Annotated in this window: 12 protein-coding genes; 5 read left to right on the forward strand and 7 right to left on the reverse strand. The window is 63.9% G+C overall.

Annotation, left to right across the window (positions count from 1 at the left end; all coding sequences use genetic code 11):
• Nucleotides 1-56 precede the first annotated feature (56 nt).
• Complete coding sequence (argA, locus tag CSAL_RS03685; protein ID WP_011506020.1) at nucleotides 57-1,370, forward strand: amino-acid N-acetyltransferase; 1,314 nt, start codon at nucleotides 57-59, stop codon at nucleotides 1,368-1,370.
• Nucleotides 1,371-1,481: 111 nt separating this feature from the next.
• Here the strand turns inward: argA and CSAL_RS17365 are convergent, their stop codons facing one another.
• A complete protein-coding gene (locus tag CSAL_RS17365; protein WP_148266792.1) occupies nucleotides 1,482-1,724 on the reverse strand; it encodes a hypothetical protein in 243 nt (80 codons plus the stop codon).
• Between the two features lie 535 nt (nucleotides 1,725-2,259).
• Here CSAL_RS17365 and CSAL_RS03690 point away from each other — a divergent pair.
• From CSAL_RS03690 to glrR, 3 genes are read left to right on the forward strand one after another with little or no spacing between them, the layout of a single operon-like run.
• Nucleotides 2,260-3,816 (forward strand): sensor histidine kinase, encoded by a 1,557-nt coding sequence (locus CSAL_RS03690; RefSeq protein ID WP_011506022.1) that lies wholly within the window; start codon nucleotides 2,260-2,262, stop codon nucleotides 3,814-3,816.
• Nucleotides 3,813-4,343 carry a hypothetical protein gene (locus CSAL_RS03695; protein WP_011506023.1) on the forward strand — a complete coding sequence of 177 codons (531 nt, stop codon included), beginning with the start codon at nucleotides 3,813-3,815 and terminating at the stop codon, nucleotides 4,341-4,343. Before CSAL_RS03690 ends, CSAL_RS03695 begins: the two co-directional genes overlap by 4 nt.
• Before the next feature lie 28 nt (nucleotides 4,344-4,371).
• On the forward strand, nucleotides 4,372-5,772 hold the full coding sequence (gene glrR / locus CSAL_RS03700; RefSeq protein WP_011506024.1) for a two-component system response regulator GlrR: 1,401 nt from the start codon (nucleotides 4,372-4,374) through the stop codon (nucleotides 5,770-5,772).
• Between the two features lie 30 nt (nucleotides 5,773-5,802).
• Here the strand turns inward: glrR and xseA are convergent, their stop codons facing one another.
• From xseA to CSAL_RS03725, 5 genes are all read right to left on the reverse strand, one after another.
• A complete protein-coding gene (gene xseA, locus CSAL_RS03705) occupies nucleotides 5,803-7,149 on the reverse strand; it encodes an exodeoxyribonuclease VII large subunit (protein WP_011506025.1) in 1,347 nt (448 codons plus the stop codon).
• Nucleotides 7,150-7,323: 174 nt separating this feature from the next.
• Nucleotides 7,324-8,583: a TRAP transporter large permease gene (locus CSAL_RS03710; RefSeq protein ID WP_011506026.1), complete on the reverse strand. Its 1,260-nt coding sequence runs from the start codon at nucleotides 8,581-8,583 to the stop codon at nucleotides 7,324-7,326.
• Nucleotides 8,583-9,038: a TRAP transporter small permease gene (locus CSAL_RS03715; RefSeq protein WP_011506027.1), complete on the reverse strand. Its 456-nt coding sequence runs from the start codon at nucleotides 9,036-9,038 to the stop codon at nucleotides 8,583-8,585. The genes CSAL_RS03710 and CSAL_RS03715 overlap by 1 nt, the downstream gene beginning before the upstream one ends.
• Nucleotides 9,039-9,055: 17 nt before the next feature.
• Complete coding sequence (locus CSAL_RS03720) at nucleotides 9,056-10,042, reverse strand: TRAP transporter substrate-binding protein (RefSeq protein ID WP_011506028.1); 987 nt, start codon at nucleotides 10,040-10,042, stop codon at nucleotides 9,056-9,058.
• 62 nt (nucleotides 10,043-10,104) lie between these two features.
• Nucleotides 10,105-10,842: a GntR family transcriptional regulator gene (locus tag CSAL_RS03725; protein ID WP_011506029.1), complete on the reverse strand. Its 738-nt coding sequence runs from the start codon at nucleotides 10,840-10,842 to the stop codon at nucleotides 10,105-10,107.
• An 88-nt stretch (nucleotides 10,843-10,930) separates the two neighbouring features.
• Here CSAL_RS03725 and CSAL_RS03730 point away from each other — a divergent pair, with 88 nt between their 5' ends.
• The gene (locus tag CSAL_RS03730; protein WP_011506030.1) at nucleotides 10,931-11,749 is read left to right on the forward strand and encodes an amidohydrolase family protein; all 819 of its coding nucleotides are present in this window, start codon (nucleotides 10,931-10,933) and stop codon (nucleotides 11,747-11,749) included.
• A gap of 84 nt (nucleotides 11,750-11,833) precedes the next feature.
• Here CSAL_RS03730 and CSAL_RS03735 read toward each other — a convergent pair whose 3' ends face one another.
• A complete protein-coding gene (locus CSAL_RS03735; protein ID WP_011506031.1) occupies nucleotides 11,834-13,336 on the reverse strand; it encodes a tripartite tricarboxylate transporter permease in 1,503 nt (500 codons plus the stop codon).
• Between the last annotated feature and the right edge of the window lie 6 nt (nucleotides 13,337-13,342).

The following is a 13,342-nucleotide window of genomic DNA, read 5'->3' on the forward strand; positions in this document are numbered from 1 at the left end:
TTTCTATGCCTCTGATATAGTCATGATGTCTTTCCTTCCTGCAGCTGGAGCGGGCCTTGAACACGCGCTTTCCCTTCGCCGACTGGTTTCGTAATTCGTCTCCGTATATCAATGCGCATCGCGGACGTACGTTCGTGGTGCTCATCGAGGGCGAGGCCTTGGCATCCGAGCGATGGGAGCCGCTGCTGCAGGACCTGGCGCTGCTGCATACCCTGGGCGTGCGCCTGGTGATGGTCTTTGGCATTCGTCCCCAGGTCGGCGAGGCGCTGAGCGCGGAGGGCATCGCGCCGCGCCGGATCGACGGTCGCTGGGTGGCCGACGGGGCGATCATGCGCCATGTCGAGCGTATCGCCGCCGAGCTGCGCCTCAAGATCGAAGCGCGCCTGTCGCTGGGCCTGCCCAACACGCCCCTGCACGGTGTCGAGCTGACGGTGGTGTCCGGCAACCTGGTCACGGCGAAACCGCTGGGCGTGCGCAACGGCGTGGATTTCCATCACAGCGGCGAGGTACGCCGCGTGCGCAGCCAGGCCATCGCCGAGCTGCTGTCCCAGGAAACCCTGGTACTGCTGCCGCCGCTAGGCTATTCGAGTACCGGCGAGGTGTTCGATCTGGATGCGGCCGATGTCGCCCAGCATGTCGCCATGGGGCTGGGCGCCGACAAGCTGATCCTGCTCGGCGACGCGGCGGGGCTGCACGACGCCAGCGGCTTGCTGCAGCGCCAATTGACGCCTCAGGAAGCGGAACCCCTGCGCCGTCAGGCACCGCCCGGCAGCGAGCTGGCGCGACACCTGGGGGCGGCCTGCGAAGCGGCGCGTCACGGCGTGGCGCGCACGCACCTGCTTTCCTGGCACGATCGCGATGCCTTGCTGGGTGAGCTGTTCACCCGGGACGGGGTCGGCACCATGATCACCCAGCACCGCTACGAGCAGTTGCGCCGCGCGACGCTGGAAGACGTGGGCGGCCTGCTCGAACTGCTGCGCCCGCTCGAGGAGCGCGGCATGCTGGTGGCCCGCTCGCGGGAACGCCTCGAGCATCAGGTCGACGATTACTGGGTCATCGAGCGCGACGGCATGATCATCGGCTGCGGTGCCCTGCATGCCTACCCCGACGCCTGCATGGGCGAGCTCGCCTGCGTCGCCGTGCATGGCGACTATCGGGGGGGCGCCCGGGGCGACCTGCTGTTGGCCGAGATCGAGCGCGAATCGCGTCGGCGCGGTTTCACCGCCTTGTTCGCGCTCACCACCCACACCACGCACTGGTTCCTCGAGCGCGGCTTCCGGCTCGATGGCCTGGAGGCGCTGCCGCACATGCGCCGCGATTCCTACAATCACGCGCGTCAATCCAAGGTGTTGCTCAAACCCCTCACCTGATCCTGTCTGCCCGCGCCGCTTCGCGCCCCGTCAATGGCGCGGGCGGCGTCTCGCCCGGCCATGACCTGTCGCTTTCCCTCGACGGGTGTCTCCAATTGGAGACGTAATAAGTCATTGATTTTGTTGAATTAAGAGGTTTTCGGTCATATCGCGTTGGGGAATGGCGACGTTATTGGCCGCCAATCTCGCTCCGTGAGCGGCAAATATCGGAAGTGGCCGCGAATGGTCCGGTTGGCATGTTTGCAAGTTATTGTTTTTAGTGGTTTTTAAAAAAACTGGCACGCCAATCGCAATGTATAGGGCGAGCAACGGGAAGCGGTTCAACACGGCTCGAGCCGTTTCTCGATCGATCACGCCAGGCGTTCCGGTCACAACCCTGTGCGTAAGGTCTGGCGGGATCGATCAGCGTCTGCTCCACGCGATGTGTGACTTAGGTTGCGATGAGACGGGTACCGCCTACGGGCATGGATAGGTACCAAAAGGGCAAGGATGCCCAGGCAAGGATGCCACCCCCTTCGGGGGCCTGATTTCGCCACGCCGCCTCGGCGGCATGGCACCGGACGAAGCGACGGCCAGTCCGTCAACATGGGTGCTTTTTTCCTGGCAATGTACGGCACTCATGGCTTCGTGGGCCTTCGGGCCCATCGATCACTCTCGAGAGTTCAGCCAGGTGGATGTTCGAGAGTGTTCAGTTGACCCTTCAGTTCCCTGCGTACCTTGGGCCGGATTTTCCGGCCCACTTTTTTTGCGCGCCCGCTAGATGTCGCGCGTCCGCCAAAGGCGACAAGCCGGGGCAAGCGAAGGGGCCATCACGAAGCGCTCGATCGGCGGGGCGACCAGAAGCCCGGCAGGCGAGTGTAACTCTGTTATCCTGTGCGGATAAGATTACATGGCATCCACCCTCTTTCTGCATAGAATCGCGCTCATGGCCACTCAGGTCTCTCGCCGCTGGCGTCCCCGTTCATTGTTGCAGTTGGTATTGCTCGCCTTCGTCATGGTGATGCTGCCGATTGCCGTTCTCATGTTTCAGGCCGGTCAGGCGCTTTCCGAACTTTCGTCGCTGGCCGACGTGAGCGCACGCCAGGCGGTGGAACAAACCCGTCGTGCCCGTACCCTCAGCAATCTGGCCCTGGAGATGGAGCGCAGTGCGCGCCAGTACGCGGTGCTCGAGCAAGAAGGGCTGCTCGATATCTACAACGAGAAGGCCGAGCGCTACGCGGAACTGCTCGACGAGCACGCCCCCCTGCTGCCCGACGACCCCGACATTCCACGGCTGCGCGAGCAACTGGGCGAACTCGAGGCCCTGCCGGACATGTCCATCGAGGAATTCCGCGAGCAACTGGCGGCGTTCGGCAACTTTTCCCAGCGCACCGACAACGTCCGCCAGGCCACCAACCAGCTCATCGACGACCGCATCGATGCCATTCGCGAGCGCGCCGGCACGGTGCGCGGCCAGCTCTGGCTGCAGACCGCCGTGCTGGTGTCGGTGAGCCTGGTGCTCATGCTGTTCTTCACCTGGTTGATCATCCGTCCCATTCGCCAGCTCGAACGGCGCATCTTCAGTCTGGGCAGCGGCATGGAACCCGCCTCGCCGCAGCATATCCAGGGGCCGGCGGAGCTGGTCAGTCTGGGCGAGCGCCTGACCTGGCTCTCCGGGCGTCTCACCGAGCTGGAGGCGCAGAAGCAACAGTTCCTGCGGCATATGTCCCATGAGCTGAAGACGCCGCTGGCCAGCGTGCGCGAAGGCACGGCGCTGCTGTCCGACGGCGTGGTGGGCGAGCTGAGCGAGCGCCAGCGGGAAATCGTCGGCTTGATCGATGTCAGTGGTCAGGAACTGCAGGAGCTCATCGAACAGCTGCTCGACTATAATCTCTTGCAGCACAGTCGCGGCCTCAAGGTGACGCGTTTCGATCTGGTCACGGTGATCCAGGAGGTGCTCGCCAAGCATCGCCTGGCGCTCGACAAGAAGGGCATGCGGGTCGAATGGCCGCAGCATGCGCCACTCCCCTGGCAGGCCGACCGCGAACGGACGGCCAGTATCCTGGACAACCTGGTTTCCAATGCCATCGCCTACGGCGAGGACGGCGGCTATCTGGCGCTGCGGGTTCGCCAGCATCAGGCCTCGCTGATCGTCGACGTCGCCAATACCGGCGAACCCATCGACGACGAGGATCGTGCGCATCTCTTCGAGGCATTCTATCAAGGCCGTATGCGGCGCAAGGGTGCCCTCAAGGGCTCGGGAATCGGGCTGTCGGTGGCCGCCGACTGCGCCAGGGTCCAGCAAGGGCGGCTGGAACTGGTCGAGGATGACGATTTCCCGGTCTGCTTTCGCCTGATATTGCCCGAGGTCTCGTCGGCGGAGGGAAACCCCGCCACCGATGACGCCTCCATAACGACGCCGGCCACACGAATGCCGGCGCTTAACGCAAGGAACTCGAACCCATGAAAATCCGGATGCTGCTAGTGGCGCTATGCGCCAGCTCGCTCTTGACCGGTTGCCAGTGGCTGGCCCAGCAGCCGCCCCCGCCGGAGCCCCCGGTCACCTCTTGTGACAGCGATATTCCGCAACTGGCCGACAACGTCTGCCTGGTGGATGACTGGGTGGCCTTCGGTCTGGCGGCGCAGCGCGGAGACAGCGAATGGCGCCAGACCATGCTGACGCGCCTGAACGGCGACATGCCGCATCTCAAGCTGGCACGCGCCACGGTACTGGCGTGGGGGGAGCGCGATGAGTGGGAGCGCGCCTCGGAACTCTACAAGGCCGAGATCTCGGCGGCGCCGAGCCGCCTGCAGCCTCTGCTGCAGCAATGGCTCAACGAACTCGAGCGTCGCCGGAGTCTGGTCGCCGAGCTGGCCAAGAGTGAATCGCGCCGCCAGGCGTTGGCGCGAGAGCGCGATGAACTCGCCGAGAAACTCGACGCCCTGACGGCCATCGAACAGAGCATCAACTCGCGTCATCAGCAATCGCCATGACGGCGCGAATGAGCCCAAGGAGAAAGACGTGAAGCACGCCGCCGCGCATATTCTGCTGGTCGATGACGACCCCAGCCTGCTCAAGTTGCTGGGCATGCGCCTGGAAAGCCGAGGCTACCGCGTGACCACCGCCGAGAGTGGACGCCAGGCACTGGACTGCCTGACCGAGGACCGCCCCGACCTGGTGCTCTCCGACCTGCGCATGGACGAAATGGACGGCATGGCACTGTTTCACGAATTGCAGCGCCGCGCGCCGGGCATGCCGGTGATCATTCTCACCGCGCACGGCTCCATCCCGGATGCGGTGAGCGCCACGCGCCAGGGGGTGTTCAGCTTTCTCACCAAGCCGGTGGACCGCGACGAGCTGTTCGCCGCCATCGAGGAAGCCATGGCGCAGACGGCGAGCACCCACGGGGCCGGCGACGATGCCTGGCGTGCCGAGATCATCACCCGCAGCCCGCAGATGGAACGCATCCTCGAGCAGGCCCGCATGGTGGCGGCTTCGGATGTCAGCGTGCTGATCACCGGGGCCTCCGGCTCGGGCAAGGAGCTGCTGGCCAACGCCATCCACCAGGCGAGCGGACGCGCCGACAAGCCCTTCGTGGCGATCAACTGCGGCGCGCTGCCCGAGCAGTTGCTGGAAAGCGAGCTGTTCGGGCACGCCAAGGGCGCCTTCACCGGTGCGGTGAGCCAGCACGAGGGGCTGTTCCTCGCCGCCAACGGCGGCAGCCTGTTCCTCGACGAGATCGGCGACATGCCGCTGACGCTGCAGGTCAAATTGTTGCGCGCGCTGCAGGAACGTCAGATTCGCCCCCTGGGCTCGACCACTTCGGTGCCCATCGACGTGCGCATCATCTCCGCCACGCACCGCGACCTCGACCGCGCCATGCACGAGGGCGACTTCCGTGAGGACCTTTATTACCGCCTCAACGTCGTCAACCTCAAGCTGCCGGCCCTCAAGGAGCGTGCCGAGGACGTGCCGTTGCTGGCCAAGTATCTGGTGGGACAGGCGGCAGAGCGCCACAAGCCCTTCGTCAAGGGCTTCTCGTCGGAGGCGCTCAACCTGCTGGCCTCCAGCGCCTGGCCGGGCAACGTGCGCCAGCTGGTCAACGTGGTCGAGCAGTGCGTGGCGCTGACCAGCTCGCCGATCATCCCCGAGGCCCTGGTGGCCCAGGCGCTGGCGGCCGAGGAAAACGCGCTGCCCTCGTTCAACGAGGCGCGCGCGGGCTTCGAACGCAGCTATCTCGTCAAGGTGCTGAAGATCACCGAGGGCAACGTTACCCAGGCCGCGCGCATCGCCGGGCGCAACCGCACCGACTTCTACAAGCTGCTGGCGCGCCACGACCTGGAACCGAGCAGCTTCAAGCCGAGCACCCACTCGCAGTCGGCACAGAACGACGACGCCGCACCACGCCGCGCCCAGCGCTGAATTCGTTCAGAGATAGGTGTCAGACAGTGCCTAACGCTTGAAGCGCCGCTTCACCTCCACCTTCAACCGCCCCTCGCCGAGTCGCGCGGTGAGGGTCTGGCCGGGCTGGGTGTCATGGGCGTGACGCACGATATGGCGATCGTCGTCCTCGAGGATGGCATAACCGCGACCCAGCACCGCCAGCGGGCTGACCGCGTTGAGTTCGCGGGCCAGGGCTTCGAGGCGCTCCCGGGACTGATCGAGGCGGCGCGGCAGGGCGGTATGCAACTGACGTTCTAGCGTCGTCAGGCGTTGCCGATACGTCTCGATGGCAAGGCGCGGATCCTGGCGTTCCACGCGGCGAGTCAGCGTCTCGTGATGCTGACGCTCGCGGTCGAGACGTCGCTGCATGGCAAGCTGCAGACGCGTTTCCCAACTCTCCAGGCGCCGGCGCTGTTCGGCCAGACGCTCGCCGGGATGTCGCAATCGCGCCCGGGCATGATCGAGGCGCTGACCATCGCGCTCCAGGCGTGCCTGCATGGCACGTGTCAGGCCGCGCTCCGCGGCCTGCAACTGCGCCCGCCACTCGCGCCAGTCGGGCACCAGCCGCTCGGCGGCGGCGGACGGCGTGGGGGCGCGCTCGTCGGCGGCGAAATCCGCCAGTGTGACATCCACTTCATGCCCCACTGCCGACATCACCGGCAGGCGGGAGTGATGGATCGCCCGCGCCAGGTGCTCGTCGTTGAACGCCCACAGATCCTCCAGGCTGCCGCCACCACGGGTGACGAGCAGGGCATCGACGGTGTCGTCCGGCGACTGGGCGCGCTGATTGGCCTGGGCGATGGCGCGAATGATCGCCGGCGGTGCCTCGCGCCCCTGCACCGGCACCGGCAGGATCGTCACCTCCAGCGACGGCCAGCGATGGCGCAACACCGCCAGCACGTCACGAATCGCCGCGCCGGTGGGCGAGGTGATGATGGCCAGGTGACGGGGCGGGCAGGGCAGCGGCCGCGCGTTGGCGAAGACGCCCTCGGCAGAAAGCTTCGCCTTGAGCCGCTCGAACGCCGCCAGCAGTTCGCCTTCCCCGGATGCCTGCACAGCCTCGACGATCAACTGATAGTCGCCACGCGGCTCGAACACCGACACGCGCCCGCGCACCCGCAACCGGTCGCCGTCCTTGAGCGGCGTTCGCATCAAGCGCGCCCGGTTGCGGAAGAACGCGCAGCGCAGCTGGGCGCGGTCGTCCTTGAGCGTGAAATAGATATGCCCCGACGCCGGCCGCGCCACCCCCGAGACTTCCCCCTCCACCCAGCAGTCACCGAAGCCACGCTCCAGCATCAGGCGGGCCTGACGGTTGAGTTCACTGACGGACAGGGCATTGGGCGTGGGGGCGGACATGGCGACGGCATCCTTGATTGGAACGCCACTCAGATTAACACGCTTGTCTCTTGTATCCCGATGCCGACGACCTGGGGCGGCATCGATTGGCAGGCAAAACGCCCGCCTGGAAGGCGGGCGACAAGGAGGCATGGTGAACGGAGGAAGCGTGGCGCTAAGCCATGGCGACCGGGACTAACGGAACCATAGTGCCGTCATCGGCGTGAATGTCACGAACAGCAGGACTGCGAACATGGCCAGCAGGAACCATTTGCAGTAGCCCATGACCTGCTCGATCTTCATGCCGGTGGTCGAGCAGACGGTGAGCAGCACGCTCGCCACGGGAGGTGTCTGCTGCCCGATGCCCAGGTTGAGGCAGACGATGACGCCGAAATGCACCGGGTCGATCCCCAGGTTGGTCGCCATGGGAAGCAGCAGCGGCACGACGACGATGATCGCCGCGCTGGCATGCAAGAACATGCCCAGCAGCAGCACGAACACGTTGATGATGAGCAGGTTGAGAATGTAGCTGTCGGTGATGCCGCCGAGGGCGCTGGCGATCTGCTGGGGGAGCTGCTCGTTGGCGAGGTACTGTCCCAGAATGGCCGAACCGGCAACGATCATCATGACCACTGCCGTCTGACGTGCCGTCGTCACCATCAGTTTCCAGATGATCCGGTAGTCGAGATCGCGTGTCACGAACAGGCCGAATAGCAGGGCGATCATCACCCCAATGCCCGCCGCCTCGGTGGGCGTATAGATGCCGGCAATCAGGCCGCCGACGACGATTATCGGGATTGCCAGCGGAATCAATGCCCCCTTGAAGGCGGTGCCGAGCGTCTTGAGTTCAAAATTTCCCTCGCGGGGGTGGTGCTCACGGCGGGCGAACAGCCAGGAGGTCACCATGAAGGCCGCTGCCAACAGCAAGCCCGGCACGATACCGGCGATGAACAGGTCGCGAATCGAGGTGTTGGTGGTCACGCCGTACAGCACCATGGGAATCGATGGCGGGATGATGATGCCCAGCGTCGCCGAGACAGCCGTAATGGAGGCGGCGAATCCTTTGGGATAGCCGCGCTTTTCCATCTGCGGCACGAAGATCTTGGACATCACTGCTGCATCGGCCACCGCCGAGCCACTCATTTCCGCCATGAACATCGAGGTGACGACATTGATATGGCTCAGGCCACCGCGCATCCAGCCCACCAGGGAGGCCGCAAAGTCGATCAGACGCTGGGCGATGCTGGTCGCGCTCATCAGCTCGCCCATGAGGATAAACAGCGGGATCGCCAGCAGCACCAGCGAGTTGGTTCCCGAAAAGATCTGCACGGGAATCATCAGCAAGTTGATGTCCGCGATCCACATCGAGATCGCTGCCGTGATCATCAAGGCAAAGCCTACCGGGACACCCAATAGAATGATGCCGAACAGCATTGCGACTACGCCCCAGGCCATCAGGAATTCCTCCAACGTTGGAAAAGGCGAACGCTCAGAGCGATCACCATCAGGGTGCTGGCGATGGGGAGTACACTCATGAATACGCCCTGCGCGATGGGGAGGGTCTCGATGGATCGCCCTCCGACGCGGTCGATCATCTGCCATGACTTGATGCCGAGCAGCACGAAAAAACCGATGACCGCGGTTTCCCCGACGACCTGCACGATGCGTTTGAGGAGAGGCGGGAAGGCCTCGACCAGCATGTCAAAGGCGATATGCCCTTGATCTCTGGCCGCGATGTAAGCCCCCAGGAAGGCAATCCACACCAGCAGGAATCCCGGCACTTCATCGGCCCACACCAGCCCCGAGCCAAGCACGTAGCGAAAAAAGACGTTCAAGCACACGGCGATGGTGGTGAGGGCCACCAGCGCCCCCACCACGGTTTCGACCAAACGATCCAAGTATTTCAGCATCGTGTCGACTCCAGCGGTTATGACGATTCAGCGGTCTGGCGCACGATCTGGAGCCAGTCATCGCCATACTTGCTCTCGTAGTTCTCGTATACGGATTTGACCTTGTCGCGGAACGGGCCGAGGTCGACATCGTTGATTTCCAGGGCGTCGCGCATGGCATCGAGATTCGCTTGCTCGATCTCGGCGGCCTGCGCATAGGCGTCGTCGCGCATGTCTTCGGCGACCTGGGTAAAGACGGCCTGCTGTTCTTCGGTCAGCGAGTCCCAGAACCCGGGCGAGGCGAGCAGAAACGACGGTGTGTAAACGTGGCGGGTCAAGGACAGATAATCCTGCACCTCGTACATCTTCTGTCCATAGAAGCCGTAGGTCGCGGCTTCGGCACCGTCCACCACACCGGTTTGCATGGCGGTGAAGGTTTCGCCCCAGGCGATCTTGGCCGGCACGGCCCCCAGCGAGGCGAAGATCTGCTGGCGGAAGTCGCCGCCGGAGATGCGGATCTTCATGCCATCCAGATCGGCGGGTGTCTCGATGGGATGTTGGGAGTTGATGATGTGGCGGAAGCCGTTCTCATAAACGCCCACTACCTTGGCGCTCATGTTGCCCTCTACGGTGTCGACCAGTTCCTTTTCCAGCCCGGCTGCCATGGCGCGCCGAACGTTCTCGCGGTCCTGAAACAGCCAGGGCAGGTCGAAGAAGCCGAGCTGATCGTCCACTTTCAAGACGCCGGAGGCGACATTGACCATCTCGATGGTATCGAGCTGCAAGTTGTCGATGAGCGCCGATTCCTTGCCGAGCTGGCCATTCGGGTAGAGCTCGAAGTCGAACTCGCCGGGGAGTTTTTCCTCGATGCGTTCCGCAAACATTTCCATCTGCTTGGCCAGTGGCGATTCTGCCGACACATGCGTGGCGATGCGGACTTCTTGAGCGGCGTGGGCATGCAGGCTCATGGCGAGCAGTCCCATGCCGGCAAAGGTGGTCAGCGTTACTGTCTTGTTGTTGATCATGGCGTCGCTCCTTGAGGGAGTCAGTTTGGTGTTTCAGGAGGAGAGGAGTGGGCCCTCGCCTCCTATCGGATATCGAAGCTGTAATGGAATAGATCGAGTCGACCTCGGCTCAGTCGCCACTCCAGCGGTCGTTCGTCGTATCCCCTGGCCAGACGCGTGATTTCTATTACCTGCGATCCGGGCGCCTGTTCCAGATAATGTGCCGGGCCCTCTGGTGCCGGGCCTGCGGAAAGAGTGTCGGTAGCGCGAAAGACCACCTCGCCACAGAGGTCTTCATAAAGGGGGTAGAGCAAATCGCCCCACTCCTCGGCGGGCAGGCTGAGCAAGGGGGCGAAGCGTTTGCTCGGCAAGTAGATCACCTCGTGCAAAAGCGGCGCAGAATCGACGCGGCGAATCCTCTCGATTTCGATCAGCTCGCTTTTGTCGGGAATCTCGAGCTGGCGGCAAATGCCGGCCGGCCCTTCGCATGTACGAACGCCGAGGAGTTCGCTTTTCGGGTGCAGTGGCACGCCTTCGTGGTCCGTCAGGCGAAAGAAGCGAGCCAGTGAGTGGCTGAAGTCAGCACGGCGCACGAAGGTGCCTTTGCCATGCTGGCGCTCCACCCACCCGCGTTCGACCAGCATGTCGATCGCCTTGCGGGCGGTGCCTGGCGCCACGCCATGCGATTTTGCAATGCTCATTTCCGATGGCAGCACATCGCCTGGCTTGAGGGCGCCATGCTTGATCTCGTTCAGCAGCGCCTCGTAGATGCGGTAGTAGCGCGGGCTGCGCGTTTCGTCTTGCTGGGCGTTGGCTTGCATTGATATATACTCTAGTGTACTTATGGTCTTATATAAGTGTAGTTATCTATGACATGCCATAACGCCGAATACAATCCGGATTAGACCAATGTCTAGAATCATCGATACCCATGCCCATGTCTTCACCCAGCAGTGCCGGACCGCGAGAAACCCCCGGCATCGGCCTCATTACGAGGCTCCGTTGGAGACGTATCTCGATTTGCTGGACCGCTTCGGGATCGCGAAGGGCGTGCTGGTTCAGCCAAGCTTTCTCGGCACTCACAACGACTACCTCATGGACTGCCTGCGACGGTATCCGGATCGGCTCAAGGGGGTGGCGGTGGTGGATCCGCAGGTCGCGGATGCCACTCTCGACGAGATGACGACGCTTGGCATTCGGGGCACACGCCTCAACTGGATCGGGCGCGATGCAGAAGACCTCAGATCGCCGGAATGGACGGATCTGTTCTCACGGTTGGAAACCCGCGGCTGGCACGTGGAAATCCAGGCGGAGGGCAGCACCTTGCTGGCGATTCTCGACCTGCTGGCCAATCGGGACCTGGACCTGGTGATCGATCACTTCGGCCGTCCTCGGGGCACCGCCTGGCGCGACCCGGTCCTCGATCGGCTATGTGCACCAGGCGCAGCGCAACGCTACTGGGTCAAGTGCTCGGCACCCTATCGCAGCCGCGCCGACGATTTACAGGCCGTCAGCAAGCGACTGCTCGATGCCTTGGGACCGCATCGCTTGATGTGGGGCAGTGACTGGCCATGGACAGAGCACGAGCATCTCTACAGTTTCGAGAAGGCCCTGCAGGATATCGAGCATTGGTTGCCCGCTGCGGACCTGGAACAGGTCATGAGTGATACGCCGCGTCGGTTCTACCTGGGGGAAGGCAAGTCGACGCATTCCCGGGAAGAGGTCTAAAAAAACAAGCCCACGCATCAGACATCGAGATGCGTGGGCTTGTTGCTTTGCCGTGCCAGGCCAGTCGATTCAGCTCTTGCCGTTTCAGGCCTTGCTGGTCTTGGCCTGCCACAGCTTGGGCAGCAGCCAGGGCAGCACCAGCAGCGCCACGGCGGCGATCCAGAGGCCGAGCGAAATGCCGGATTGCCACAGGATGCCCAGGTCGCCGCCACTGATGGACAGCGCGCGCCGCAGGTTCTGCTCCATCAGCCCGCCGAGGACGTAGCCCAGGATGACGGGCGCCAGCGAGAAGCCCAGCTTGCGCAGCAGGTAGCCGAACACGCCGATGATGAGCATCAGGTAGATGGCCGCGAGGTTGGAGTGGAGCTGATACACCCCCACGAAGGCCAGAATCGCGATGCCCGGCACCAGCACCCAGCGCGGAATCGTCAGCACGCGAGCGAAGACGCCGGCCAGGGGCAGGTTGAGCGCCAGCAGCACGAGGTTGCCGATATACAGCGAGGCGATCAGGCCGCCGGCGACTTCCGGGCGTTCGCTGAACATCATGGGGCCGGGGGTGATGTTGTAGAGCATCAATGCGCCGAGCAGCACGGCCGTGGTGCCGGAGCCGGGAATGCCCAGCGTCAGCATGGGCACGAACGAGCCCGCCGCCGAGGCATTGTTGGCCGCTTCCGGCGCCGCCAGGCCGCGCATGTCGCCCGTGCCGAAGGTGTTGTTCTTGTCGCTCAGGCGCTTCTCCGTGGTGTAGGAGACCGCGCCGGCCACCGAGGCGCCGGTGCCGGGGAGAATGCCGATGATGAAGCCGATCAGCCCCGAGCGGCCCATCGTCCACTTGCAGGCCATCACTTCCTTGAGGCTGACGAAGACGCGTCCCAGCGGCGGAAGGCCCTCGTTGCCATCCTTGCGGTTGGCGTGCTCGAGCATCAAAAGAATCTCGCTGATCGCGAACAGGCCGATGATCATGACCACGAAGTCGATGCCGTCGTACAGCTCGGGCAGGCCGAAGGTGTAGCGCAGCACGCCGGTGCTCGAATCGACGCCCACGGTGCCGATCAAGACCCCCAGCACGGCGCCGATGGCGGTCTTGACGGGATCCTTGCCCATCATCACGGACATGGAGGCGAAGGCGAACACCATCAGCGCGAAGAACTCGGCAGGCCCGAACATCACGGCCACTTCCGCCAGCAGCGGCGCGAACAGCGTCAGGCCGATGATGGCGATGGTCGCGCCGACGAACGAGCTGACCGCCGAAAGGCCGAGCGCCGGTCCGGCCAGCCCCTTCTTGGCCAGCGGGTGGCCGTCGAGCGTGGTCATCACGGCCCCTGCATCGCCGGGCACGTTGAGCAGGATGCTCGACATGCGTCCGCCGTACTCGGCCCCCGTGTAGATGGCGGCGAGCAGGATCAACGCCGACTCGGCGGGCAGGCCGAGCGTATAGGCCAGCGGCATCAGAATCGCGATCCCGTTGATCGGACCGATGCCGGGCAGTGCCCCGAAGAGCGTGCCGAGAAGCGCGCCGAGAAAAGCCAGGCCGAGGTTCAGCGGGCTCAGCGCAACGTCGAAGCCATGAATCAGGAAATCGAACATGAGGGC

It is taken from the genome of Chromohalobacter israelensis DSM 3043, from assembly GCF_000055785.1.
In the GTDB taxonomy this organism is placed as follows: domain Bacteria; phylum Pseudomonadota; class Gammaproteobacteria; order Pseudomonadales; family Halomonadaceae; genus Chromohalobacter; species Chromohalobacter israelensis.